A 24,765-nucleotide genomic window follows, 5' to 3' on the forward strand; every position below is an offset into this window, starting at 1 on the left:
TGTCTGGGGCGGGAGATCATCGAGTGTTCAAGAAAATCCTGATTGCCAATCGTGGCGAAATCGCCTGCCGCGTCATCAAGACTGCGCGCAAGATGGGGATTGCCACGGTTGCAGTCTATTCGGATGCCGATCGCGATGCGGTTCACGTGGAGATGGCGGACGAGGCGGTTCATATCGGTCCCGCTGCGGCTTCCGAAAGCTACCTTGTCGCCGACAAGATCATTGCAGCCTGCAAGCAAACCGGCGCGGAAGCCGTCCACCCCGGCTACGGGTTCCTCTCCGAACGCGCCTCCTTCTGCGAAGCTCTGGAAAAGCAGGGGATCATCTTCATCGGGCCGAAGCCCAAGGCGATCGTCGCTATGGGCGACAAGATCGAATCGAAGAAATTCGCCAATGAGGCGAGGGTCAATACCGTCCCAGGATTTCTCGATATCATCACCGATCCCACCCATGCGGAAAAGATTGCCGGCGAGATCGGTTATCCGGTGATGATCAAGGCTTCCGCCGGTGGCGGCGGCAAGGGCATGCGCATCGCCTGGAACAAGTCGGAAGTGCGCGACGGTTTCGAGCGCGCCACCTCGGAAGCGCGCAATTCCTTTGGTGATGACCGGGTCTTCATCGAAAAGTTCATCGTCGATCCGCGCCACATCGAAATCCAGGTGCTTGCGGACGCTTATCGCAACTGCATCTATCTCGGCGAGCGCGAATGTTCGGTGCAGCGCCGCAACCAGAAGGTGGTCGAAGAAGCGCCGTCGCCGTTCCTCGATGAGAAGACCCGCAAGGCCATGGGCGAGCAGGCGGTGGCGCTCGCCAAGGCGGTCGATTACCAGAGCGCGGGGACCGTTGAGTTCATCGTAGACAAGGACCGCAATTTCTACTTTCTCGAGATGAACACCCGCCTGCAGGTGGAGCATCCAGTAACCGAGCTGATAACGGGCATCGATCTCGTCGAACAGATGATTCGCATCGCCGCTGGAGAAAAGCTGGCAATCAAGCAGGCCGACGTGAGGCTCAATGGCTGGGCCGTCGAGAGCCGGCTTTACGCGGAGGATCCGTACCGCAACTTCCTGCCGTCCATCGGCCGCTTGACGCGCTACCGCCCGCCAGCTGAGGGACCTGTGGGCAAGGCCATCATCCGCAATGATACCGGCGTGACCGAAGGCTCGGAAATCTCGATGTTCTATGATCCTATGGTCGCCAAGCTTTGCACCTGGGCGCCAACGCGGCTTGAAGCAATCGATGCGATGGCGGATGCGCTCGATACATTCGTTGTCGACGGGATCGAGCACAATATCCCGTTCCTCGCCACGCTCATGCAGCATCCGCGCTGGCGGGAAGGCCGGCTGTCCACCGGTTTCATCGCCGAGGAGTTCCCGGAAGGGTTCAAGGCCATTTCGCCGACGCCGGACGACCGGGATATCCTCGCAGCGATTGCGCTCAGCGTCGAACTGGTTCGCAAGGAGCGGCTGGACCGCCTCAGTGACCGCCTGCGCCCGCATACAGGCAAGATTCGCGCCGAATGGGAGGTGCGGATCGGTGATGATTATGTGCCGGTTACCATTCGCAAGAGCACAGCGAAGCCACCGGTGAAGATCGATCTCTCACTGCATGGCGGCGAGGTCGTCACCATTCGCAGCGACTGGCAGCCCGGCGATGCCGTCTGGGATGGTTATGTGGACGAGCGCGCGATAAAGGCGCAGCTGCGCCCGGTGCTCAACGGCATGCGCATCGACTGGAAGGGCATGTCGGTCATCGGTCACGCCATGCAGAAGCATGTGGCGGCGCTGGAAAAGCTGATGCCGGTGAAACTGCCGCCCGACACTTCGAACATGCTGCTCTGCCCGATGCCGGGTTTGATCGTCTCGATCAATGTAACGGAAGGGCAGGAGGTCAAGGCGGGTGAGACCTTGGCGATCGTCGAGGCGATGAAAATGGAAAACGTACTGCGCGCGGACCGCGATCTGACGGTTTCCGCGATTAACGCCAAACAGGGCGACAGTCTCGCGGTCGACGCAGTGATCATGGAGTTTGTTTAGGTCTCTGAACCGCTCCGAACACGGTTTCGAACGATTCATACAAAGCCCGGTCGAGATCGTGCATTTCCACCGGCAGTCCGAGATCGACGAGACTGGTGACGCCGTGGCCGCGCACGCCGCAGGGCACGATGCCGTCGAAATGCGTCAGCTCCGGTTCGACATTGATCGAGATGCCGTGGAAGCTGACCCATTTGCGCAGGCGGATGCCGATGGCGGCGATCTTGTCCTCCGCCGGGGACCCGTCGGGCAGGGCAGGCCGCTCCGGCCGCATTACCCACACGCCAACGCGGTCCTCGCGCCGTTCGCCTTTGACATTGAACGAAGCGAGCGTCGAAATGATCCACTGCTCCAGCGCGGTTACAAAGGCGCGAATATCCTCGCGCCGCCGCTTCAGATCGAGCATCACATAGGCGACGCGTTGTCCCGGACCGTGATAGGTATATTCGCCGCCGCGGCCCGTCGCATAGACCGGGAAGCGGTCGGAGACGAGAAGATCGGTCGCCTTGGCGCTGGTGCCGGCCGTATAGAGCGGCGGATGTTCGACCAGCCAGACCAGCTCCCGCGCCGTGCCTTCGCGAATCGCCGCGACCCGCTGCTCCATGAAGGCAAGCGCCGCGTCATAATCGGTGGGGCCCTCGGCAATCAGCCATTCCACCGGGGACGATTCGTCATGAGGCAAGAATGCGGGGACGAGATCGTCGCGGTTGGTTTTCATGATGCAAATTCAGATCCGGTTGTCATTTGCCTGTCGTGAACCTCGCGAAATTGCCACCAAAACAGCGATTCAAGGGGTTCCCGATGGGTGCGCCGGATATGGACCTTTTCTGGGGAAATTTCCAGTCTGGCGTTGTGTTCCGGCGTTTCTGACAGCTTTGTGAAAAACAATCACGATATATGAGGATAGGGCTTGTTTAGCTGAAACCTATTTGCTACATGCCGCGAGCCGACACGTTCGGCTTCTACCACAGTGCGGTCGTGGCGGAATTGGTAGACGCGCAGCGTTGAGGTCGCTGTGTCGCAAGACGTGGAAGTTCGAGTCTTCTCGACCGCACCACTACACTTTCGCTAAGCGATTGTATTTATTGCATAATAAGGCGGCCTCGTGCCGCCTTATTGCTTGTTACACCATTTATGTGCCACATATTGCGCCCCAATATTGTGCCACAGACGCAATCGGGACGGGGCACTCGCTTGACCAGAAAACGCGCAAAAAACAGCTACGATCGCTTCCTATTGCTCGGAATGCAAGTCGAAAGATATCGCATTGATCCTGTCTACACAGGAGACTGAGGGGATGTCGTTAAGTGGGTGAACCGACCGCCATTGGGCAGGCTATATATTATAAAGAGTAGTTTCAACTTTTGGCGGTTTTGCCGCTCGTTGATGCAAACGAAATTTTGAAACGTTTGTTGATTTAAAAGGGCAATCTATCGGCCTGTCACACCGGAGGCCGCGGGTTCGAGTCCCGTCACTGGGTCCCCGCCATAGGGGCTCGCTGCTGAACGGTGACGGGCGTTATCCACAAGCGAAGAAAGTCGCGTAAGCCCCGACTACAGAAACTCCTGCGTATCGCATGTTAGGTCGAAGCAAGTTCGTGTTATGGCCTGCGGAATTCCTCCATCCAGAAAAAAGATGCTGTGCATTTTTATATCTAACGCCGACGTTTTCTGTACATATTCCACTGAGTCCAGCAGCCTTAGCTTGGGCTGATCTCTGGCGGAAGCCATCGTGGTTGATGGTGTTCCGGGCTGCTTGGTACCGATTATGTTGCCGCGCCAAGGCTTTCAACGTGCCATGAGAGGCCAGGGCAGAAAGGCCACGGCTCGCCCTATAGGAATTGATGAGGGTTAGCGTTTGGGGACCAAAATCTGCTGTCGCAGCTAACGGCTGAGTCGTAGCCGCACCTGAAACCAAAACCGCAATTGCGATTGTCTGTAGGATTTTCATTGTCGGATTTCCCCAGCTTACCACCCGCCACGGTTCGCCCCTTGGAAGGCTTTTTTCTAGCACAAAGCCCGAAGGCTTTCAGTTGAGGGACTACCTTAAACTCGATAAATCCGGCGACAGGGAGGCAAAAAAGACAATTCTTCACCGGCGTAAATTTTAACATCCCGTGTTGACATGATAACGGTCAGCACATTGGGCCACATTTTTGCGCCATACGGTCCTCGATAATTGCTATAAAATGCAGCAAAAACAAATAAATCGCACTGCCCTCGGAAGCCACCCGACAGTACCATCACAAAATCCGTCCTCGCCTCGTTTGGAAGTTTCATTATCACCGCACTTTGGGCCACATAATACGCCACAAGAATGGTGCGCTAAACGGAAACCTTCAATCTTATCAATGGTGCGGTAAAACGGGTGGTGCGTCTCGACCGCACCATTCTCCCCTCTATATGTCGTTGCATCTATCGCACCTTGGTCATGGACCAGGTCGCAATATATCACACGACGACTCCGTGTCAGAATAGGTCGCGGGGAAGAAACTCAATGCAGGGCACCCGGGCTAAGATCACCCGAAATAAAGGGAACCTGGTTCATTGGCCTCACATGACGATCCGCTTCTGCAGCCCTATCAGCTCAAACATCTGCGGCTCAAGAACCGCATCATGTCGACCAGCCACGAGCCTGCCTATTCCGAAGACGGCATGCCGAAGGAGCGCTACCGGCTCTATCACGCCGAAAAGGCCAAGGGCGGTATGGCGTTGACCATGACTGCGGGTTCCGCGGTGGTTTCGCGCGAGTCGCCGCCCGCTTTCGGCAATCTTCATGCCTATAAGGACGAGATCGTGCCATGGCTGCGCGAACTCACGGATGATTGCCACGAGCATGGTGCCGCCGTCATGATCCAGCTAACGCATCTTGGCCGCCGCACCAGCTGGAACAAGGCGGACTGGCTGCCGGTCGTTTCGGCTTCGCCCGTGCGGGAGCCGGCACATCGCGCCTTCCCGAAGGAAGCGGAAGAGTGGGATCTTGAGCGGATCATCGCTGACTATGCCTCGGCTGCCCAGCGCATGCAGGCGGCGGGGCTCGATGGTATCGAAATCGAAGCCTACGGCCATCTGATGGACGGTTTCTGGTCGCCTGCGACCAACCGGCGCGAAGACGAATATGGCGGGTCGCTCGATAATCGCCTGCGCTTCACCTGGGCGGTGATCGATGCTGTGCGCAAATTGGTCGGTCCGGAGTTTATCGTCGGCATTCGCATGGTGGCGGATGAGGATTGGGAGCAGGGGCTCTCAAAGGAAGAGGGCGTCGAGATCGCCCGGCGCATTGCGGCTTCCGGCAAGTTCGACTTTCTGAATATCATTCGCGGCCATATCGATACGGACGCGGCGCTCAATGAGGTCATTCCCATCCAGGGCATGCGCTCAGCGCCGCATCTCGATTTCGCCGGTGAAATTCGCCAACAAACCAAATTCCCGACATTTCATGCCGCGCGCATCGCCGATGTTGCGACCGCGCGTCATGCGGTTGCGGAAGGGAAACTCGACATGGTGGGCATGACCCGCGCACATCTTGCCGATCCGCATATCGTGCGCAAGATCATGGCGGGCGAGGAGCATCGTATCAGGCCGTGCGTCGGCGCCACCTATTGCCTCGACCGCATCTATGAAGGCGGTGAGGCGCTGTGCATTCACAATGCCGCGACGGGGCGCGAAGGCTCGATGCCACATGTGATTTCGAAGGCGAAGGCTGCACGCAATATCGTTGTGGTCGGTGCCGGTCCGGCAGGACTTGAAGCAGCGCGCGCTGCAGCGGAGGCCGGGCACAAGGTGTCCGTACTGGAAGCCTCGGACCAGGCGGGCGGCCAGGTGCGGCTCGCTGCCCAAAATCCGCGCCGCAAGGAGATGATTGGGATCGTCGACTGGCGTCTTGACGAGCTGGAACGGCTCGGCGTCTCAATGCGCTACAATGTCTGGGCGGAGGCGGCTGACGTGCTGTCGCTCGAACCCGATGTCGTGGTTATAGCCACAGGTGGTTTGCCGCAGAATCCGCCGCTGACGGCAGGTGACGATCTCGTGACTTCGAGCTGGGATATTCTTGCCGGCGCCATCAAGCCCGGCGAAAATGTGCTGCTCTATGATGACAATGGCGGGCACCAGGGCATGAGCGCTGCTGAAATGATCGCGCAGGCGGGTTCAAAGCTGGAGCTCGTCAGCCCGGAGCGCTTCTTTGCGCCGGAGATGGGCGGTATGAACCATGTGCCCTACATGCGTGCCTTTCAGCAGAAGGGCGTCCGCGTGACGATCAACACGCGGCTGGTCAGCGTTGCGCGTAACGGCAACCAGCTTGTTGCGACGCTTGGCTCCGACTTTGCGCCGGAATATCGCGAGGAGCGTCGGGTCGATCAGGTGGTGGTCGAGCACGGTACCTTGCCCATCGACGATCTTTACCGCGAGTTGAAACCTCTATCGCGCAATGGCGGTGCTGTCGATTATGACCATCTGGTCAATGGTGGCGCGATCTTTCCGCTGCGTTCGCAGGAGGGCCAGTTCGATCTATTGCGGATCGGCGATGCGGTCCATGCGCGCAATATCCACGCTGCAATCTATGACGGGCTGCGCTACGCCATCAGATTCTAGCGCGAAGTTGTGATGAGATCGAAATCCCCTCACTTGCGATTTCTAGCACTCAGCAAGAGCTAAGATGCTGAAATCGCTTTCTCTCCCACAAGGGGAGAGATAAAAAGGGCAGCGATAATGCGCTGCCCTTCCTCTTTGGTAAGCTACTGCTTAGTTGACAGCAGCCTTGACCTTTTCGGCAACGTCGGCGCTTACCCACTTGGTCCAAATATCCTCATGGTTCTTGAGGAAGTATTTGGCGCCGTCCTCACCCGTTGCCTGATTGTCCGTCATCCAGGCGAGCAGCGTGTTGACGGTCTTGTTGTCCCATGAACGGGCCTTCAGATAGTCCATGGCTGGGCCCGCCGCGTCGCTGAACTTCTTGGTGACAACGGTATCGACTTCGGCGATTTCCCAATCGTTCTTCTTGGGGTCCGGGCAATCGGCAACGGTGTTGCAGCGCTTCCATTCGGCCGCATCGAATTTCGCACCATGGTCGAGCTTTACCATCGGGTATTTGCCGAGAATGGCAGTCGGTTCCCAATAGTAGCCAACCCAGCCTTCCTTGCGCTCGTAGGCTTTCGCCAGCGCGCCATCAAGACCGGCAGCAGAGCCTGTATCGACGAGGGTAAAGCCTTTTTTCTCGGCATCATAGGCCTTGAAGAACTGTGCGGTTGCAACCGTGCCGCCCCAGCCAGCAGGTCCGTTGAACACGGCGCCCTTGGACGAATCTTCGGGAGCCGGGAAGAGTTCCGGATGCTTCAGCGCATCATCGATCGTCTTGATGTCCGGATGGGCATCGGCAAGATATTTCGGGATCCACCAGCCCTGTACGCCGCCATCTGAGAGCGACTTGGAGGCATAGACGAGCTTGCCGTCGGCAACCGCCTTGTCCATGATATCGCGCATGAAATCGACCCAGCCTTCGGGGGCGATGTCAGGCTGGCCCTTTTCGGTCATAGAAGTGAGGGTCGGGATCGTATCACCCTGAATGATCTCAGCCTGACAACCATAGCCCGACTCAAGAATAATCTTGTCGAGATTGGCGAGAACTTCCGCCGACTGCCAGTTCATGCTGGCAATGGTAACGTTGCCGCATTCCGCGGCCGATGCTGCGCCGGCTGCGCCAAGCAACGCAAACGCCATGACGCCGCTCATCAATAATGCTTTCATAGGAGAACCCCTTTTGTTGATTTTGTGTGATTTGTGGTGCCAAAGGTCATGACTGCTGCGCCCGCACCGAACGCTTCTGCGCCCGGCCCGTCGAAGAATGGCAAGGATAGTATTGGACCATAGGTGCAACGATAGCCCTGCATCAGGCGGGCAAGAAGCCCGGATACGCCAAAGATTTTGTTCTCTGCGACACGCGTCATTCAATTATCTTGCCCGGATTCATGATGCCGTTCGGATCGATTGTTTTCTTGATCGACCGCATGAGACCGAGCTTGACCGGATCGATCAGCGCGTGCAGTTCCGGCTTCTTTTCGAGGCCAATTCCGTGCTCGGCCGAGAAGGAACCACCCATCTCCCGGAGATTGGCGTAGATCATTGCCTTTACCGCATCCTTGTCGGGATTGGTCGTTTCGCCTGCAACGCTGACATGCAGATTTCCATCGCCGAGATGGCCGAATGTGAAACCTCTTACACCAGGTCCGAGCGCGGCAATGCCACGGTTGAACTGCGTCAGCCAGGTTTCGAGCCCCTGCAGCGGAACCGAAATATCGAACCAGTAGCCATGCGGATAGGCACGCGTGACCACGCTGCTGTCCTCGCGAATGTTCCAGATTTCGTTCCGCTCCTTCTCGCTTTGGGCGAGAACCGCATCGACGACCAGACCTGCTTCGATCGCCTCGGCCAGCGCCTCTTCAAGTGTCGATTGCGCAATTTGCTGGTCGGCGGCATCGGTTTCAAGGATGATATAGGCGGGCGCGTCGGTGAAGGCAGCCAATGCGGCGGGGCCGAGGTCGGTCGAAGCCAGCGCAAAATAGTCCCGCGCCATGAACTCGGCGCGCAGGAGATTGAGGCTGCGGTTGCGCTGCAGATTTTGAAACAGGGCAACCGCATCCGTTGCGCAAGAGCAGGCAACAAGCGCGGTGGCGGTGAATTCGTCGATAGGTGCCAGCCTGATCACGGCGCGTGTGACGACGCCGAGCGTGCCTTCCGCGCCGATAAACAATTGCTTGAGGTCGTAGCCTTCGTTGGACTTGGTGACCTGCGCCATGTCGCTCATGACGGAACCATCGGGCAGTACGACTTCGAGGCCGAGAACGCGTTGACGCATGACGCCGTGGCGAAAAGCTTCCATGCCGCCAGCATTGGTCGAGATCATGCCGCCAATCGTGGCGCTGCCGCGCGAGGCAATATCGATGCCGGTGGAAAGATTCACCAGCGCTGCCGCCTCTTGCAGCGCCTGCAGCGTGACACCGCTTTCGACGATGGCGGTGCCGGCGGAAGCGGAGAGGGATTCGATCCTGTTCAAGGCGGCGAGCGACAGGATGATTTCTCCGATCGTCGATACACCGCCTCCTGCTAGTCCCGTACGCCCGCCATGCGGCACGACGGCAATCCGGCGTTCGTTGCAAAGGCAAAGGACGGAGGCGACCTGCGCGGTATTTTTCGGGATTACCATGACACCGGCGTCGAGATTGTGCTCGTCGGCGCCGGGATGAAGAACACTTAGCGCATCGCCGGTTTTCAGGCCGCTCGCCCCCACGATTGCACGGAGATCAGCTAGCATGTCTTCTGCAATCATTGGGGTTCTGACGCTCCGCGCCTTTCGAAGAAGATTCGAAGGCCAAGTATGACCGCCGTGACGATGATCAGCAAGACTGAGATCGCGGCGATGGCCGGATCGATATTGTCGCGTAGTCCCATCCACATAAGGCGGGGCAGGGTGATGGCATTGACGCTGGTGATGAACAGGGTGACGCCGATTTCTTCCCAGGAAAGCACAAAGGAGAGAAGCGCCGCCGTCGCAATACCGAACTTGATGTTCGGGATGATGATCCTGAAGGCTCGCGTTGCCAGATTGGCACCGAGGCCGCGCGCCGCAAGGTCGATGCGCCGGTCGACCTGATAAAGGGCAACCAGAATGAGGACCACCGCAAATGGCGTGATCATCACGGCATGCGCCAGCGCAACGCCGAGCCAGGTGTCATAGCCGATCCAGTTATTGAAGGCCGAAAGCGTGGTCATCAGGAAATACAGTGTCATCGCCGAAACAACGGGCGGCACCACCAGTGGCAGGAGCACAAAGCCGATCAGCACTGCGGCAAAGCGCGGCTGGAACATCCAGATGCCGAGCCCAAACATGGTGGCCAGCGCTGTTGCGATGGCACTCGACAGAATGCCGATGCGCAGGCTCAGCAGGATGCTCTGGCCCCAGGCCGGGTTGTCGATCAACGCCTGATAGTGCCGCAGGGACAGGGTGCCGGATGGCATTGAGAGAAAGCGTGCCGGTGTGAACGATACTGGCACGACGGCAATCAGCGGCATCAGCAGGAATAGTGCGACGGCTGTGGCGACGATGAGCAGCACGGGGCCGGGTTTGGATGACTGCATGCCAGACCCCTTATCCCACCAGGTGCGCAGGTTTGATGAAGCGCCGCATCAGGGCGAGGAGAATGCCGATGAACAGCACCAGCACGACGCTGATGGCTGCACCGAGACCCCAGTCCGGGCTCTGGAAGATGCGCAGATAAACCAGTTCCGCCACCATGACGCTGCGGCCACCGCCGAGGATGGCCGGGGTAACGAAGAAGCCGAGCGCGAACACGAAGACTATAAGCGCCGCGCCGATCAATCCTCCATAGGTCAGCGGTACAAAGACGGTCCAGAAGATGCGGGTTCGCGATGCACCCATGCCGCGTGCTGCCAGCAGGACACGTTCGTCGATGCTGCGCATTGCCGATGCAATCGGAAAGACCGCGAAGGGAATGAGGAAATGCGTCATGCCGATGATGACGCCGAGTTCGTTGCGTGCCAGCGCCAGAGGTTCACCGATGATGCCCGCCGATTGCAGCCATGTGTTGATGAGGCCGCGGTTCGAAAGCATGGCGAGCCAGCCGAAGGCACGCGTCAGCACCGAGATCCAGAATGGGACGAGGATGCAGAACTCCGCCAGCATGCGTTGCACAGAACTGCCGCGCACCCAGACATAGGCGATGGCATAGGCCATGACGAGCGATGCGGCTGTCACAACCAGGCAGATGCGGAGGGTGCGGATAAAGACGGACTGGACGAGGGGGTCGGTGAAGAGCGAGCGGTACTGGCCCACCCCTGGCTCCGGCAGGGTGAAGCTCCAGCGCACGACACCGAGGAAGGGAACCACATAGGCAAGCCCGAGGAACAGCAGCAGCGGTGCCAACAGCAGGATTTTTCTGGAGGTGGCTGACTTCCCGATCATTCAGCGTCCTTCGTGTGGTGAAAATCAACGAAGCGGCGCGAGAGGTTCACTCTCACGCCGCGGCGCCTCAAGCCGAGATGACTTTTGTATATTCGTCGAACGCCTTGCCGTAATTTTCGGCATACCATTCCATGTTGAGTGGGATCTGCTTCGTCATATTGGCTGGATCGACGCAGTTCACCCGCTTCCTGTCGGCAGGGATCAGCGCGTCGGTGGCCGGGTTGGCTGGACCCTGACCGAGCAGGTTGAACATTTCCAGCTGGCGTTCCGGCGTCTGGGCGCTGGCGATGAATTTCATCGCATTCTCCTTGCCACCTGGATTACCCTTCATTACGCCAAGCGCGCCGGGCGAAATCAGGCCCTGATCCCAGATAAATTTGATGTTGCCGCCGGAATCCTGCTCAAGCAGTTGTGCGCGAGTGGACCAGATGATCGCCATCGATGCTTCGCCATCCATCAGCACCGACTGGCTCTCCGCACCACCTCCCCAATAGGCCACGACATTTTCCTTGAACGCCGCGATCTTGTCATGTGCGCGCTTGAGATCCAGCGGATAGAGTTTTTCGGGTGCTACACCATCGGCGAGGAGAGCAGCTTCCCACATCGCCGAGCCCCATTTGTAGAGCGATCGTTTGCCGGGGAATTTCTTGACGTCAAAGAAGTCGGCCATGCCGGTCGGCGCCTGGTCGCCGAATTTCGAAGAATCATAGGCGATGATATATGAGAAGAAGTAGGTCGAAGCGGCATGATCCCAGCCAAAACCCGGCCGCATCTTGTTCTTGTCGACGACTTTGTAATCGATCTCCTCAAGCATTCCCTGCTTGCCGAGCGAGATTCCGGAGAATGGGTCGATGTCCAGAAGGTCCCAGCTGGGCTTGCCGCTCTTGAACTGGGCGGTGATGGCGCCTTCCGTCGGACCAGAGCCATCCATCTTGACGGTTACACCGGTCTCCTTGGTGAAGGGCTGACCATAGGCCTTGTCATAGGCCGTCATGGCATCCCCACCCCAATTGACCAGAACAAGTTCCTTGGCCTGGGCGTAGGAACCGGTTGAGCGCAGGAGTGCGGGCGCTCCGGCGAGCAGCATCGCTGCCATCTGCGTGAAGCGCCGGCGGCTGATTTCACCGTTCTCGACCTTGCTGGCGAGGATTTCGAGGCAGTCTTTTTGAAATGCGTTATCCATTTTATTTCCCTCTGGATTGTTATTGTCACATTCCTGATGCTGCCGCTTAACCTCCGGCAGGCAGCAAAAAGCCCTGATGCACCGGCCAGGACACCCACACATCCGTTCGCGGTGCGATGGGCGACGTCGCGGCAGTTGGCATCGAAACTGCCAGGCTGGTGCCGTTACGTGTCTTCAAATGGTATTTGGTCGAGGCGCCGAAATAGGTCGCACCTTCGACCCGGCAAGTGATGGCGTTGCGGTCGCCATTTTGTGGCCCCGTGCAAATGACCATGTGTTCGGGACGTATGGCCGCCACCGCATTTGGCCCGGTCATGGCCATGGTCCTGTTCAGAACGATCGTCCGCTCCTCGAATTGCCCCGCGGCGCGATCGCCTTCAAGACGCAGAGCATCCAACGGCAAGAGATTGATTTCGCCAAGAAATTCGGCAACGAAATGGCTTGCGGGCCGCTCGTAGACGTCCTGCGGTTTGCCCACCTGCAAAAGCTCGCCATGATTGAAAATGGCGACGCGCGAGGAGAGGGCAAGCGCTTCGGACTGGTCATGCGTCACAAAGACAAAGGTCGTTCCCGTCTCCTCATGCAGCCGCTTGACCTCCTGCTGCATCATTTCGCGCAGGTTCTTATCCAGCGCAGAGAAAGGCTCGTCGAGCAGGAGCACCGAGGGTTCAAAGACAAGGGCGCGTGCGAGGGCCACGCGCTGTTGCTGGCCACCGGAAAGCTTGGCTGGAAGCTTCTTCTCATGGCCGGTGAGGCCGACGCGCTCCACCATCTCTCCGACCTTACGCTTGATATCGGAGGAAGAGCGGCCACGAACTTTCAACGGAAAGGCAATGTTCTGTTCGACCGTCAGATGCGGAAAGAGCGCATAGCCCTGAAACACCATGCCATAGGAGCGATCTTCGGCCGGTACGTCGGTAATGTCCTTGCCGTCCATCATCAGCCGACCTGTGGTCGGCGCGGTGAAGCCGGCGAGGATCATCAGGAAGGTCGTCTTGCCCGATCCGGATGGTCCGAGGAGAGTCAAAAATTCGCCGCGACCAATGTCGAGCGAGAGATTTTTCAGCGCATGAAACGCGCCAAATGTCTTGCCAATCGATACAGCCTTGATCTCGGCGGCTTTCGCGTCGCCCAGTTGAATGCTTTGAGGCATTGATTGACCTCTTTCCCCTTATTTTGTCAGGAGCCTAGGCACAATCTGTGGTTACGACAATTGAATTATATTACCGCGATACGTGAATGAAATTCACGCCAACCTTGTTGATGGCTCATGGCCCGGACTTCAGGCATTGCGGGTCTGTGACAGGCGCGATTTCAGCCATTCCGTGAAGGCAAGCTGGGCCGGATGGTCGATCCTGGCATAATCCGTCACCAGAAAATAGGATTTCGGCGACTTGATGCTGAGGTCGAACGGCCGGATGAGTTGACCTGCTCTCATGGCTTTGCGGCAGGTGAGTTCGTCCCCCATGGCGATACCCTGGGCGGTGATTGCGGCTGAATAGACGAGGTTCATATCGGAGAAGACGATTCCCCGTTCCGAATCCGGATTGTCGACATTGGCGAGGGCCAACCAACGGGTCCAATCCTCGAAATCTCCAAGATGCAACAATGGCGCGCGCAAGATATCCTTCGGCTCGGCGATACCGCCCAGATTGTTGAGGAGCACCGGGCTGCAGAGCGGTGTGAATTCCACTTCGCACAGAAGTTCGACCGAGCGGTTCGGCCAATTGCCATCACCAAAGGCGATAAAGAGATCGACGCTGGCATCCGTGACATCATCGAGCTTGCGCGGCGTTATGATGCGCAATGCCACATCGGGATATTTCTCCTGAAACTCGGCGATATGGGTGCACAACCAGAGGGATGCGAACCCCGCGGTGCAACTTACGCACAATGATCCACCAGTACCTGCGGGGCTTTGCCGGCCGCCCGCATCGTCGATAACGATCAGTGCCTTGCGTACATCATTGGCATATTTGCGCCCGCGCGGCGTCAGCGTGACACCCTTGCCGTCCCGCTGCAGAAGTTCAAAGCCGAGATCCCTCTCAAGTAAGCGCAACTGATGGCTGACTGCGCTGCGTGTCAGATGCAGTTCCTCGGCCGCCCGCCAGACGCTGCCATGTCTCGCGAAACTTTCGAGAGCACGCAGCGCCTGAGTCGATGGTATGCGCATAAATCATGTCCTTGGTGGTGAAGAGGTGAATAGAATTTGCACGTTTTGAAAAAACATATCACTTTTTGTCCCTCCTTCCAGATGATTATCTCCCGGCAGCGGGAGACGGAATGTGGTCACGGCAGCAGCAACATCGGCACTGAAATTTGTTGACGAGCACAAGGCTGATCTATCGGCGTGGACCCGAACGATTTTCGGTTTCGGCGAAACCGCATGGCGCGAATATCAGTCGGCGGATTGGTATGTGACCCGGCTGCGGCAGGAGGGGTTTGACGTTGAGGTTGCCTCCGGTGGCATGCCGACGGCCTTCTGTGCGCACTGGACCAACAAAGCCGGCACGAATGGCAAGGCACCGGTGATCGGGATGTATGCCGAATATGATGCAGTGCCGGGCAACTGTCAGGACGCATCCACGGTCAAGCGGCCACGATCCGGCTTGAACGAACATGCGGGCGGCCACACGGATCCGCATTCCGGTCTCGGCATTTCCAGTCTCGGCGGTTTGCTGGCGACGAAAGCGGCCATGGAAAAGCATGGCATCGCCGGAACGCTGAGATTTACCGGCGAGCCGGCGGAAAAGGTCCGTGGCTCGAAGCCGATCCATGCCGCCAAAGGTTATTATGACGGGCTGGATGGCATGATCTCCTTCCACCCGTTCTATATGCTTCCGCTATGCAACACGGTGCGCTGGGATACGCATTGCGGCGTGGCCTATTCGATGATCTACCGCTTCGCCTGCGACCAGCCGGAGCGCTGGGGCCTGAGCGATGGCGCTCCGATCCCGCAATCACATTCAGCGGTGCGGGCACCCGGTGCCAATGACGCGCTGATGATGATGTATATGGCCTCTAAGGCGCTGCGCGATTCCATGCTGCCGCATCAGGGCGGCTGGTCGATCAGCGAAGCGATCCTGACAGCAGGGCAGGCGACGGCCGACAATCTTCCGGCAGGTCTGGCTGAAATCCAGTACATGATGCGCGTACCGACCATTGCCATGGCCGAGCAGATCACCGCCGTGCTTGATCGTAATGCGGATCATGCGGCCGCGATGACTGGCTGCAGGGTGGAGCGGCATTGGGTCTGCAAGTCCCGGCCCGGTCTTGCCAATCATGCGATGGCCGGAATCGCCTGGGATGCGCTCAATATTGTCGGTGCGCCACATTGGAACGAGGCGGCAAGGGCCATTGCTCGCGAGATTCAGGTGAATGCCGGGGTGGAAGCGATGGACGAGCCTTTCATCGACGAATGTGAGAGGCTGATTTCGCCACAGGAAGCCGAAACGATCCTGCGTCGCGACCTGCCGCCGTCGCAGATCAACTCCACATCCGACGATTACACGGATATGACCTGGCATGCGCCGACGGTCCGCTTCTATGTTGCGCGCCCGGCATTGAAGGCGCCCAAGGGCTTTGCTTATCCCGGCTGGGTGATGAATGCGCTTGGCGGGATTCCGGAAACCATCGATCCAATGGTGATTTGCGCGTCGAAGACAGTGGCGCTGACCGCTCTGCGCCTGCTTGAGGATGAAGGCGCGCGGAGACGAGCAAACGACGAATTTATCGAGCGGACCGGTGGTGGCGTCGGCGGTTCAAAATGGATCGCACCACTTTGCGATTATGAGCCGCCGATCCATTTCCGCTGGCCGGAATATGTAACAACCGCGCGCGGGCGCGAGTGGTGGATACCCACTGGCGCGCAATAAGGAGATAGTTCCATGACACGTCACGAACAGGGCTTCGCGGCCGATGCGTTCACACTGAAACGGCGCAATCCGAATGGAGGCACCGAGCCGCTAAATGGCTGGGGCTTCCGCAATGAAACGGACCCGCTGACCGATGTTCTTCTCGGCTCGCCAGCCTTCCTCAGGCATTTGGCCACCAGCTCCCTGTCGCGCAAACACCTGCGCGAGGCGCCGTGCAACATTCAGGCTGCACAGGCCCAGCACAAGGAGCTTGTTGCTGCCTATGAGCATTTCGGCGTCAAGATCCATTGGCACGAGCCAGAACCCGAATTGCCGATGCAGGTCTATTCGCGCGATTCCAGTGTGATGACGCCGTATGGCGCTATCATCACAGCTATGGCCAACTGGTGGCGGCGCGGTGAGAACTATGCCGCCATCCGTACTTACGAACGGCTAGGCATCCCGATTTACGACATGGTCACCGCCGGAACATTCGAGGGTGGCGATTTCAACGTCATCGAGGAGGGCTGCGTGCTGATCGGCTGCGGCGGTGCACGCACGCAGGAAGAGGGCGCGCGTCAGGTCGAGGAATGGTTTCGCAAGGAAGGCTGGGAAACGAGACTTGCCTTCATCGACGAATACTATGTCCATATCGATCTGATGGTCGTGCCGATTGCGCCGAAACTGACCGCAGTTTGTCTCGCCTGCACGGAACCAGGTATTGTCGATTGGCTGAAATCCAAGGGGCATGAAATCATCGACGTACCCTTCCAGGATACAATGAATCTCGGCTGCAATTTCATGTCCCTCGGCAAGGACCGCATCATCGCGCCCTCATCGAGCAAGACCCTGATCGAGAAACTCAAGGCACGTGGCTTTGAGGTCGCGGCGGTGGATATGAGCGAGATCTCCAAAACCGGCGGCGGTATCCATTGCATGGCGCAGGCGCTCTTGCGTTCACCCGACTGATGGTCAAAATGGCTGGATAATCAGGATTCTGGAGGAAATTTTCATGCTCGACAAACGCGACTTCTACATCAATGGCGAGTGGGTGCCTCCTCATCAAGCAAATGATCTGGAAGTGATCAATCCGGCGACGGAAAGGCCCATCGCGGTAATCTCCATGGGGACCGCTGCGGATATCGACCGCGCGGTCGCGGCGGCCAAGAAGGCCTATCAGACTTATAGCCAGACGTCCGTCGAGGAGCGGCTGGTGCTGCTGGAGAAGTTGCTGGCGATCTACAAGCGCCGCTACGATGAAGTGGCGCGAACGATCACGCTCGAACTTGGCGCGCCGATCACCATGAGCACGCAGCAGCAGGCGGATGTCGGCGTCGGCCATCTGCAGGGCTTCATCGATGCGCTGAAGAACGTGCACATGCGCGAGGAGTTGCCCAATGGCGACCTCCTAGTGCGCGAGCCGATCGGGGTATGTGGCCTGATCACGCCATGGAACTGGCCGATCAACCAGATCGCGCTCAAGGTCATTCCGGCACTGGCGACGGGAAGCACCTGCGTGTTGAAGCCGAGCGAGTTCACGCCGCTGAATGCGATGCTCTATGCGGAAATGGTCGACGAAGCGGGCTTTCCGGCGGGAACGTTTAATCTCGTCAATGGCGATGGCATGACTGTCGGCGCGGCGCTGTCGAAGCACAAGGATGTCGACATGATGTCCTTTACCGGTTCGACCCGCGCGGGTATCGCGGTCAGCAAGGATGCAGCTGACACGGTCAAGCGTGTGACGCTGGAACTTGGCGGCAAATCACCGAACATCGTCTTCGAGGATGCCGATCTCGAAGACCGCGTTGCGGGCAGTGTGCTCGAATGTTTCAACAATAGCGGCCAGTCCTGCGACGCGCCGACGCGCATGCTGGTCCAGCGCTCAGTCTATGACAAGGCAGTCAGGATTGCCGAGGCGACCGGGCGAGAGGCGCGCGTGGGCAATCCGGAGGAGGAGGGCGATCATATCGGCCCGCTCGTCAGCCATGTTCAATATGGCCGGGTGCAGAATCTGATCGAAGCAGGGATTGCCGAGGGTGTGCGGGTTCTTGTTGGTGGTGCCGGCAAGCCGGAAGGTTACGAGACGGGTTACTTCGTACAGCCGACGATCTTCGCCGATGTGAGGAACGACATGCGCATCGCCAAGGAAGAGGTGTTTGGCCCGGTTTTGGCGCTCATTCCGTTCGACACTGAGGAAGAGGCAATCGCCATCGCCAACGATACGCCTTATGGCCTTGCCGCCTATGTGCAGACGGGGGATGCCAAGCGCGCCGAACGTGTCGCATCAAGGCTGAAGGCCGGCATGGTCCATATCAATGGCGGACCGCACCGCTACGGCAGCCCGTTCGGTGGCTACAAGCAGTCGGGCAATGGCCGCGAAGGTGGAAAATTCGGGCTCGAGGATTTCCTTGAGGTCAAGACCATCCACAGGCCGTAAACGACCAAAACGGTTGATGGCGTCAAGCCATCAACCAACCAGTTTCTCATCGATTTCAATCAGATATGGTGTTCTGCTCGCCTTGGCTTTTAACAAGGCTTCCGGCAGTTCGTCGATGTTGGCAAGCCGCTTCGACGGGACGCCATAGGCTTCGGCGATCTTCAGGTAGTCAGGGGCGGATGGGCGCACGCCAACGGGATTGATATTGACCTCAACCATGGCGCGTTCGATTTCCTGATAGCCCTGATTGTTCCAGACCACGAAGATCACCGGCACATCCTCATCGACCGCAGCGCCGAGTTCGCCGAGGACAAACTGAAATCCGCCGTCGCCCACGATGCAAATGGTTGAAGTTTCAGGCTTGCCGAGTGCAGCACCGATGGCCGCTGGTGGGCCAAAGCCCAAGGCACCGAAACCGGTCGCCGCATTGAACCAGCCGCCGACACGATCATGATCGTAGTACAAGTTGCCGGAATAGATGGTCTGGGTGGAATCGCCGACGATGAGCGAATTCGGCAAGGTGTCGCGCAACGTATTGAGGAAACGCACCTGACCCTGCGTGCGGGCCCCAACTTCGGCCCAGGCTGCGTCGCGTGTTTTCCTGGCGCGTTCTTCGCCTGATCGCGAATTGCGGCGCTCCGGCAGTGCTGCTGCAAGCTTTTCGGTGGTCTCCTTTGCCGAAGCTTCGATCGGCATGAAAGCGGGCCAGCGATCGAGCTGTCCGGCGTCGATATCGATCCGCACAAACCGCTTCAAGTCCGGGAAGCCGCCATCGCCATACATGTCATAATCGGTGGGTCCCATCTCGGTACCGATCGCGATCACGAGATCGCTGCCGGCAAGCAGTTGCCGCACGGACTTGAGGCTGGGGCTTGCCGGAACGAGAAGCGGATGGGCATGCAAGATGCCACGTCCGTTTGTCGTCGAAACCACCGGGGCATCGAGCCTTTCAGCGAGGGCCTTCAAAGCGTCCGCCGCCTCTTTGGCGCCGCCGCCGATCAGGATGACCGGTCGCTCGGCGGCGAGGCACTGGCGCGTCAGTTCGGCCATCGTCTCGGCCGACGCATAGGGGATCGGCGCATCGGACGGCAGGCGTTCCGCTCTATCCAGAGGCAATGCCATCACGTCCAGCGGGATCTCGACATGAACCGGACCGGGGCGCCGCGACGCGAAGAGGGCAAAAGCCCGCGCCAGGACAATCGGCAATTCGTCGGCCTTTTCGATCCGGTGCGAGAACATTGCCACGGTCTGAAGCATGGCGCGCTGGTTCGGCAGCTCATGCAGAAATCCTATGCCTTTGCCCAGCGATTCACGCTGGTTGACGCCGGAGATGACCAGCATCGGTACGGAATCAGCACGTGCCTGTCCCATCGCGGTGATTGTATTGGTAATGCCGGGGCCAGTGATTACGAAGGCGACACCCGGCTTGCCTGTGGCTCTTGCATAACCATCGGCCATGAAGCCAGCGCCCTGTTCATGACGCGGCGTGATATGCCGGATCTTAGAGGCGGCAAGGCCGCGATAAAGCTCGATCGTATGAACGCCTGGAATGCCGAAAACAGTATCGACATCATAGGATTCGAGCAAATGGACGAGGGCTTCACCAACCGTGGTCATGCGGATTTCCGTTGCTGCAGGCGGGACGCAAGGCGAACAATGCCGGCACACGCCGCATCGATCTTGTCATCGGCAACACTCAGGCTCAAGCGAAGATAACCGGAAAGATTCTTGCCGAAGGATTCGCCAGGCATCACCGCGACGAATTCTTCTTCAAGCAGGCGCATGGCGAAGTCATCGCCGGAAAGGCCGGTCGCGCGGATGTCGGCAAGGATGAACATGCCGGCCTGCGGCACCTTGGAGATAATCCCGGCAATGCCGTCGAGCCGTTCCGAGATCAGCTGTGCCCGGCGCAGATAGCTTTTGCGCATAGTTGCCGCGGCCGCCGAAGGCTGGCCCAGGGCGTAAGCGGTCATATCCGCGATGAAGGGCTGTACGCCGAAAAGCATGGATTCCGACAGGGGCAGCAACCGCTTGGTGAATTCCTTCGGCCCAACACACCAGCCGCTGCGGAACCCGGGTGCCGCGTGCGACTTGGAAATGGACGCAACCGCGATGGTGCGCTCGGCCAGTTCCGGACGATCCAGCGGCGAGGCGAACTTACCGTCGAAAATCAGCAACTCATAGACTTCGTCGGAAACGATCCAGAGATTATGCTTGCGGCAAACTTCGCCGATCTCCGCTACTTCCTGCTCGCTCAGGACAGCGCCGGTTGGATTGTGAGGCGTGTTGAGCAGGAGGACCTTGGCCTTAGGCGTAATGACCTTCTCCAGGTCCGCCGCCTGCATGCGAAAGCCCTTTTCGGGACGAAGCGGTACGGAAACGCGTGTCGCACCAGTCGCACGAACGACCCCGTCATAGGTCGCATAGAGCGGATCGCCAGTGATGATTTCGTCACCTTCTTCGGCAAGGCCGAGCATGACCAGCGACAGTGCCGTCTGCGTGCCGGGAAAGCACATGATGTTGTCCGCTTCGATCTGACGGCCAGTGCGGGCCGTATATTTGGCAGAAAGGGCGGCCAGAACGGCCGGCTCGCCGCGGCCGTTCGAATAGCCTGTCCGGCCAGAACGCATGGCGCGTTCGGCGACATCGATCATGTCAGTTGGTGTCGGGATGTCCGGTTCACCAATCGTCAGTTCGATAATTTCGTGACCGGCACGTTTCATTTCGCGCGCACGGATATGGACAGCCCATTTATCGGAGCCCAATCCGGCCAGACGATCGGTAACAGACGCAAAGCGCATCATTGAGCGCCTCCTTCAGCTTTAAGTGAAATTCCAAGCACGGCTTCGATAGCGGTAATGCCCGTGTCAGCCAACTCCCCATCGGCGAAAATATCGCCCGCCAGACAGCCTTCCAACCATAGACCGTCGATGATCGCATTGATGGCGATAGCGTGACGACGGGTATGGTTTGTTTCCGCTGGTTTGCCGACAGCCAGCAAGGCATCCCGGATCAGAGCCTCGAGTTCATCGCGAAATCCAAGATATCCTTCGCGATGTGCCACTGCCATTGCCGGATCGGCGTGAACCAGTCCGATGAATCCCGCCCAGAGGGAAAGATTGTTGGGGTCCATGATCGGTTGACCCAGATTGGCAGTCACGAATGCATAGAGACGGGCCCGCGGATCGTCGGGCGCATTTTGCAATGCGTCGCTCGCCTGAACCGTCATGCGATTCATTACTGCACGATAGGCGGCACCGATCAGGTCGTCCTTCGTCGGGAAATAATAACGGATAAGCCCTGCGGTCACGTCCGCGCGCAATGCGATTTCGCGTACGGTCGCCCCGGCAAGACCGCGCTCCGCCACACATTCCAGGGTCGCCGCGATCAGGTCCTCACGGCGTTTGTCTTCGCCTTCGCGGCGAAAGCTCTTGCGTGTGACGGTCTGGGTTTTCATTGGCGCCAGACAGGTCGTGTCAGGCAAGTGGGGCCACCCTCGCAGGCGATGCACAGAGCATCGGCCTCGAAGGTCGTCACGGTGCAGCCAGCAGCTTCCATCGCGGCCTTTGTCTTTTCAAAGCCGGCAACTGCGATCACCTCGTAAGGAGCCGTCGGCAGGACATTGAGATTGAGCCCATTGCTGGCGGCGAACTCTTCCTCGGGAGCCGCGACGAGCCGGATGCCACGCTCCTTCAATAGCTGGTAGAAAGCTGCCGGCAAGAGGGGGAGGTGGACCAGCGCCAGGTCCTCGGCGAGTGGAGAAATGATCGACATCAGGTGCAGGCAGGCTTCTTCCCCATGCCAGAGCGGCAGATCGAAACCCAGAACGGTAATGCCGAGGGGCTTGAGAATGTCGGACAGCTGTTCGATTCCCGCCTGGTTGGTACGGACACCGCGTCCGACAGCCAGTGTCTTGCTGTCGACCCAGACGCAGTCGCCGCCTTCGACAGTACCTGGCGATTCGATCCGGCCGAGAACAGGCACGTCCATCTGGCGATAGGTTTCGTGATGCAAATCCGGCTCATCCAGACGCAGGCTCTTGCCCATGCGAAGCAGAACTGCGCCTTTATCGGTGACGAGTGACGGATCATGGGTGAAGATCGAATCCGACAAGCCGTCATTTCCATCTCTGATCCATGTAATGTCAGCACCCGACTGGGCGACAAGGCCGGCGAAGACGCGATGCTGTTCGGAGGCCTTGCGAGCATCGAACTGCGGTCCATAGTGCCAGACATCGCGTTCGGCTCCCGCCATCACGCGATCCGGCATGCGCATGATGACGCGTTTCAGGGGAAGGGCCATGGACTGGGAACCGAATGCGCTCATGCTGGGCGTGCTTTCAAAAAATTGCGACTGCGAGTATTTATACGCTTGCATAATTAGAGCGCAAGTGGTGTGATGCGGTTAATTCGGGCGGTTTAGACCTGTGGTGACAAAAGAGGCGGATCAAAGGTGTCATGACCAAACGTGCACGACAACCACGGAATGGAATCCAGGAATGATGGCGACGGAAGTGGCCGCCGTTTCAACGGATCCTCTTCAACCGGCAGCCGAACAGGCTGAGGCCATACACATCCGGGATCTGCACAAGCGCTTCGGTGCGCTTGAGGTTCTCAAGGGTGTTTCCCTGACAGCAAGGGATGGCGATGTGGTTGCGCTCATTGGCGGCAGCGGCTCCGGCAAATCGACCTTTCTTCGGTGTATCAACTTCCTTGAAAATCCCACCAGCGGCGTCATTCGCATCAATGGCGAAAATGTTCAGATGGTCAGCGACGGCCAAGGCGGTCAGTATCCTGCGAACCGCCGCCAGATCGAGCGGATTCGCAGCCGTCTCGGCATGGTGTTCCAGAATTTCAATCTCTGGCAGCACATGACGCTCATCCAGAACGTCATCGAGGTTCCGATCCACGTTCTCGGCGTGAAGCGCGACGAGGCAATGGTCATTGGCGAACAGCTCCTGGAGCGCGTCGGGCTATCAGCGAAACGCGACGTCTATCCCGCTTATCTTTCCGGCGGCCAGCAGCAGCGCGCCGCCATTGCCCGCGCGCTCGCCATCCAGCCGCGCGTCATGCTGTTCGACGAGCCGACTTCCGCGCTCGATCCGGAGCTTGTCGGAGAGGTGCTGAAGGTCATCGGCGACCTCGCGAAAGAGGGCCGCACCATGCTTCTGGTCACGCATGAGATGAAATTCGCCCGCGAAGTGGCGAGCCATGTCATGTACCTGCACAACGGCATTGTCGAAGAAGAGGGGCCGCCGGAAAAATTGTTTGGATCGCCAAAATCCGAACGTTTGAAGCAGTTTATCCGAACTGTCTCATAAATTAAGCGAAATAATCAGCGAATAATCCTGGGGAACAACGAGCGAATGGAGATGAGTATGAAGTCTTTTCTGAAAACGACGGTTGCAGCCGTTGTTCTGGTGATCGCCGGAATGGGTGCGGCCACTGCCGAACAAATCAAGGTCGGTATTGCCGCCGAACCCTATCCGCCATTCGCCTCGCCCGACGCTTCGGGCAAATGGCAGGGCTGGGAAGTGGATATTGCCATGGCGATGTGCGAGCAGGCCAAGCTCGATTGCGTAATCACGCCTGTTTCGTGGGACGGCATCATTCCGGCCCTGACAACGAAGAAGATCGATATGATCGCCGCGTCGATGTCGATCACCGCCGAGCGTGAGAAGACAATCGATTTTTCCGATAAATATTACAACACGCCAACAGTCATTCTTGGTTCCAAGGACGTCAAAATGCAACCGACGCCCGAGGGGCTGAAGGGCAAGATTCTGGGTGTTCAGGTTTCGACAGTACACCAGGTTTACGCGAAAAAGCATTTCGCGGACACAGCTGCGGAAATCAAGGAATACCAGACACAGGACGAGGCTAATCAGGATCTGGCTGCCGGACGTATCGATGCGACGCAGGCGGATTCACTGGCGCTCGAAACCTTTGCCCAGACAGATGCCGGCAAGGCCTGCTGCGAGATCAAGGGCAAGGTTGCCGATGATCTCGAAGTTCTTGGACCGGGCGTCGGTGTCGGTTTGCGTAAGGGTGATACCGAACTCAAGGAAAAGATCAACGCCGCCATCAAGGGCATACGCGACAGCGGCAAATATGAAGAAATCTCGAAGAAATATTTCAACTTCGATATTTACGGCGGCTAAGGTGTCGGCTGGGGCAGGGGTCATCCTGCTCCGGCTCATTTGATGTGAAACCCTGTTACTAACGCTGAATCGAGGACGGCTTGGCCGATGCATCGATTATTCCTGCCGCGATCTCCGGCATG

General features: G+C 58.4%; 21 protein-coding genes and 1 tRNA gene. 8 read left to right on the forward strand and 14 right to left on the reverse strand.

The annotated features are described in order from the left end of the window. Positions 1 to 23 precede the first annotated feature (23 nt). Positions 24 to 2,036, forward strand: a complete 2,013-nt coding sequence (locus BLM14_RS07980) for an acetyl-CoA carboxylase biotin carboxylase subunit (protein WP_099998883.1) — start codon at positions 24 to 26, stop codon at positions 2,034 to 2,036. Here the strand turns inward: BLM14_RS07980 and lipB are convergent. Continuing rightward, entirely contained in the window at positions 2,020 to 2,751 is a 732-nt protein-coding gene (gene lipB / locus BLM14_RS07985; protein ID WP_099998884.1) for a lipoyl(octanoyl) transferase LipB, read from the reverse strand. The two genes, BLM14_RS07980 and lipB, sit on opposite strands and share 17 nt — an antisense overlap. 254 nt (positions 2,752 to 3,005) lie before the next feature. Between lipB and BLM14_RS07990 the strand changes: the two genes are divergently transcribed. Then, a tRNA-Leu gene (locus tag BLM14_RS07990) sits at positions 3,006 to 3,090 on the forward strand. 461 nt (positions 3,091 to 3,551) lie between these two features. Here the strand turns inward: BLM14_RS07990 and BLM14_RS07995 are convergent. Beyond that, positions 3,552 to 3,983 carry a CAP domain-containing protein gene (locus BLM14_RS07995; RefSeq protein ID WP_099998885.1) on the reverse strand — a complete coding sequence of 144 codons (432 nt, stop codon included), beginning with the start codon at positions 3,981 to 3,983 and terminating at the stop codon, positions 3,552 to 3,554. A 596-nt stretch (positions 3,984 to 4,579) separates the two neighbouring features. On the opposite strand from BLM14_RS07995, the gene BLM14_RS08000 reads away from it, so the two are divergent. Further along, entirely contained in the window at positions 4,580 to 6,625 is a 2,046-nt protein-coding gene (locus BLM14_RS08000; protein WP_099998886.1) for an NADH:flavin oxidoreductase, read from the forward strand. A gap of 150 nt (positions 6,626 to 6,775) precedes the next feature. Here the strand turns inward: BLM14_RS08000 and BLM14_RS08005 are convergent, their stop codons facing one another. From BLM14_RS08005 to BLM14_RS08040, 8 genes are all read right to left on the reverse strand, one after another. Further along, complete coding sequence (locus BLM14_RS08005; protein ID WP_099998887.1) at positions 6,776 to 7,777, reverse strand: ABC transporter substrate-binding protein; 1,002 nt, start codon at positions 7,775 to 7,777, stop codon at positions 6,776 to 6,778. Then, on the reverse strand, positions 7,774 to 7,977 hold the full coding sequence (locus BLM14_RS08010) for a hypothetical protein (RefSeq protein ID WP_099998888.1): 204 nt from the start codon (positions 7,975 to 7,977) through the stop codon (positions 7,774 to 7,776). The genes BLM14_RS08005 and BLM14_RS08010 overlap by 4 nt, the downstream gene beginning before the upstream one ends. Continuing rightward, positions 7,974 to 9,341, reverse strand: a complete 1,368-nt coding sequence (locus BLM14_RS08015) for an FAD-binding oxidoreductase (protein ID WP_162293141.1) — start codon at positions 9,339 to 9,341, stop codon at positions 7,974 to 7,976. Before BLM14_RS08015 ends, BLM14_RS08010 begins: the two co-directional genes overlap by 4 nt. Before the next feature lie 11 nt (positions 9,342 to 9,352). After that, positions 9,353 to 10,165 (reverse strand): ABC transporter permease, encoded by an 813-nt coding sequence (locus BLM14_RS08020; protein ID WP_099998890.1) that lies wholly within the window; start codon positions 10,163 to 10,165, stop codon positions 9,353 to 9,355. 10 nt (positions 10,166 to 10,175) lie between these two features. Further along, a complete protein-coding gene (locus BLM14_RS08025) occupies positions 10,176 to 11,009 on the reverse strand; it encodes an ABC transporter permease (RefSeq protein ID WP_099998891.1) in 834 nt (277 codons plus the stop codon). Between the two features lie 67 nt (positions 11,010 to 11,076). Further along, complete coding sequence (locus BLM14_RS08030; RefSeq protein ID WP_099998892.1) at positions 11,077 to 12,192, reverse strand: ABC transporter substrate-binding protein; 1,116 nt, start codon at positions 12,190 to 12,192, stop codon at positions 11,077 to 11,079. Positions 12,193 to 12,238: 46 nt separating this feature from the next. Then, positions 12,239 to 13,345 carry an ABC transporter ATP-binding protein gene (locus tag BLM14_RS08035; protein ID WP_099998893.1) on the reverse strand — a complete coding sequence of 369 codons (1,107 nt, stop codon included), beginning with the start codon at positions 13,343 to 13,345 and terminating at the stop codon, positions 12,239 to 12,241. A 129-nt stretch (positions 13,346 to 13,474) separates the two neighbouring features. Further along, complete coding sequence (locus BLM14_RS08040; RefSeq protein WP_099998894.1) at positions 13,475 to 14,365, reverse strand: LysR substrate-binding domain-containing protein; 891 nt, start codon at positions 14,363 to 14,365, stop codon at positions 13,475 to 13,477. A 112-nt stretch (positions 14,366 to 14,477) separates the two neighbouring features. Between BLM14_RS08040 and BLM14_RS08045 the strand changes: the two genes are divergently transcribed. Genes BLM14_RS08045 through BLM14_RS08055 form a run of 3 tightly spaced genes read left to right on the forward strand, consistent with a single transcriptional unit; the run spans position 14,478 to position 18,483 of the window. Continuing rightward, positions 14,478 to 16,067, forward strand: coding sequence for a zinc-binding metallopeptidase family protein (locus tag BLM14_RS08045; RefSeq protein WP_099998895.1), 1,590 nt, complete (start codon positions 14,478 to 14,480; stop codon positions 16,065 to 16,067). Positions 16,068 to 16,079: 12 nt separating this feature from the next. Beyond that, positions 16,080 to 17,015 carry a dimethylarginine dimethylaminohydrolase family protein gene (locus BLM14_RS08050; RefSeq protein WP_099998896.1) on the forward strand — a complete coding sequence of 312 codons (936 nt, stop codon included), beginning with the start codon at positions 16,080 to 16,082 and terminating at the stop codon, positions 17,013 to 17,015. Positions 17,016 to 17,058: 43 nt separating this feature from the next. Then, complete coding sequence (locus BLM14_RS08055; protein WP_099998897.1) at positions 17,059 to 18,483, forward strand: aldehyde dehydrogenase family protein; 1,425 nt, start codon at positions 17,059 to 17,061, stop codon at positions 18,481 to 18,483. A gap of 30 nt (positions 18,484 to 18,513) precedes the next feature. Here BLM14_RS08055 and BLM14_RS08060 read toward each other — a convergent pair whose 3' ends face one another. From BLM14_RS08060 to BLM14_RS08075, 4 genes are read right to left on the reverse strand one after another with little or no spacing between them, the layout of a single operon-like run. Further along, positions 18,514 to 20,100 (reverse strand): 5-guanidino-2-oxopentanoate decarboxylase, encoded by a 1,587-nt coding sequence (locus BLM14_RS08060; RefSeq protein ID WP_099998898.1) that lies wholly within the window; start codon positions 20,098 to 20,100, stop codon positions 18,514 to 18,516. Continuing rightward, positions 20,097 to 21,284, reverse strand: a complete 1,188-nt coding sequence (locus tag BLM14_RS08065; RefSeq protein ID WP_162293193.1) for a pyridoxal phosphate-dependent aminotransferase — start codon at positions 21,282 to 21,284, stop codon at positions 20,097 to 20,099. The genes BLM14_RS08060 and BLM14_RS08065 overlap by 4 nt, the downstream gene beginning before the upstream one ends. Continuing rightward, a complete protein-coding gene (locus tag BLM14_RS08070; protein ID WP_099998900.1) occupies positions 21,284 to 21,940 on the reverse strand; it encodes a TetR/AcrR family transcriptional regulator in 657 nt (218 codons plus the stop codon). Before BLM14_RS08070 ends, BLM14_RS08065 begins: the two co-directional genes overlap by 1 nt. Next, complete coding sequence (locus BLM14_RS08075) at positions 21,937 to 22,809, reverse strand: dimethylarginine dimethylaminohydrolase family protein (protein WP_099998901.1); 873 nt, start codon at positions 22,807 to 22,809, stop codon at positions 21,937 to 21,939. The genes BLM14_RS08070 and BLM14_RS08075 overlap by 4 nt, the downstream gene beginning before the upstream one ends. A 172-nt stretch (positions 22,810 to 22,981) precedes the next feature. Between BLM14_RS08075 and BLM14_RS08080 the strand changes: the two genes are divergently transcribed. Together BLM14_RS08080 and BLM14_RS08085 are read left to right on the forward strand one after the other, a co-directional pair. Then, entirely contained in the window at positions 22,982 to 23,803 is an 822-nt protein-coding gene (locus BLM14_RS08080; protein WP_162293142.1) for an ABC transporter ATP-binding protein, read from the forward strand. A gap of 57 nt (positions 23,804 to 23,860) precedes the next feature. Then, entirely contained in the window at positions 23,861 to 24,643 is a 783-nt protein-coding gene (locus BLM14_RS08085; RefSeq protein WP_099998902.1) for a transporter substrate-binding domain-containing protein, read from the forward strand. The last annotated feature ends 122 nt before the right edge of the window (positions 24,644 to 24,765 follow it).

It is taken from the genome of Phyllobacterium zundukense (assembly GCF_002764115.1).
In the GTDB taxonomy this organism is placed as follows: Bacteria; Pseudomonadota; Alphaproteobacteria; order Rhizobiales; family Rhizobiaceae; genus Phyllobacterium; species Phyllobacterium zundukense.

Excerpts from the sequence above, each read along its gene's own strand:
- lipB (WP_099998884.1), bottom strand. The coding sequence starts at position 2,751 with ATGAAAACCAACCGCGACGATCTCGTCCCCGCATTCTTGCCTCATGAC.
- BLM14_RS07995 (WP_099998885.1), bottom strand. The coding sequence starts at position 3,983 with ATGAAAATCCTACAGACAATCGCAATTGCGGTTTTGGTTTCAGGTGCG.
- BLM14_RS08005 (WP_099998887.1), bottom strand. The coding sequence starts at position 7,777 with ATGAAAGCATTATTGATGAGCGGCGTCATGGCGTTTGCGTTGCTTGGC.
- BLM14_RS08010 (WP_099998888.1), bottom strand. The coding sequence starts at position 7,977 with ATGACGCGTGTCGCAGAGAACAAAATCTTTGGCGTATCCGGGCTTCTT.
- BLM14_RS08015 (WP_162293141.1), bottom strand. The coding sequence starts at position 9,341 with ATGCTAGCTGATCTCCGTGCAATCGTGGGGGCGAGCGGCCTGAAAACC.
- BLM14_RS08020 (WP_099998890.1), bottom strand. The coding sequence starts at position 10,165 with ATGCAGTCATCCAAACCCGGCCCCGTGCTGCTCATCGTCGCCACAGCC.
- BLM14_RS08025 (WP_099998891.1), bottom strand. The coding sequence starts at position 11,009 with ATGATCGGGAAGTCAGCCACCTCCAGAAAAATCCTGCTGTTGGCACCG.
- BLM14_RS08030 (WP_099998892.1), bottom strand. The coding sequence starts at position 12,192 with ATGGATAACGCATTTCAAAAAGACTGCCTCGAAATCCTCGCCAGCAAG.
- BLM14_RS08035 (WP_099998893.1), bottom strand. The coding sequence starts at position 13,345 with ATGCCTCAAAGCATTCAACTGGGCGACGCGAAAGCCGCCGAGATCAAG.
- BLM14_RS08040 (WP_099998894.1), bottom strand. The coding sequence starts at position 14,365 with ATGCGCATACCATCGACTCAGGCGCTGCGTGCTCTCGAAAGTTTCGCG.
- BLM14_RS08050 (WP_099998896.1), top strand. The coding sequence starts at position 16,080 with ATGACACGTCACGAACAGGGCTTCGCGGCCGATGCGTTCACACTGAAA.
- BLM14_RS08055 (WP_099998897.1), top strand. The coding sequence starts at position 17,059 with ATGCTCGACAAACGCGACTTCTACATCAATGGCGAGTGGGTGCCTCCT.
- BLM14_RS08060 (WP_099998898.1), bottom strand. The coding sequence starts at position 20,100 with ATGACCACGGTTGGTGAAGCCCTCGTCCATTTGCTCGAATCCTATGAT.
- BLM14_RS08065 (WP_162293193.1), bottom strand. The coding sequence starts at position 21,284 with ATGCGCTTTGCGTCTGTTACCGATCGTCTGGCCGGATTGGGCTCCGAT.
- BLM14_RS08070 (WP_099998900.1), bottom strand. The coding sequence starts at position 21,940 with ATGAAAACCCAGACCGTCACACGCAAGAGCTTTCGCCGCGAAGGCGAA.
- BLM14_RS08075 (WP_099998901.1), bottom strand. The coding sequence starts at position 22,809 with ATGAGCGCATTCGGTTCCCAGTCCATGGCCCTTCCCCTGAAACGCGTC.
- BLM14_RS08080 (WP_162293142.1), top strand. The coding sequence starts at position 22,982 with ATGATGGCGACGGAAGTGGCCGCCGTTTCAACGGATCCTCTTCAACCG.
- BLM14_RS08085 (WP_099998902.1), top strand. The coding sequence starts at position 23,861 with ATGAAGTCTTTTCTGAAAACGACGGTTGCAGCCGTTGTTCTGGTGATC.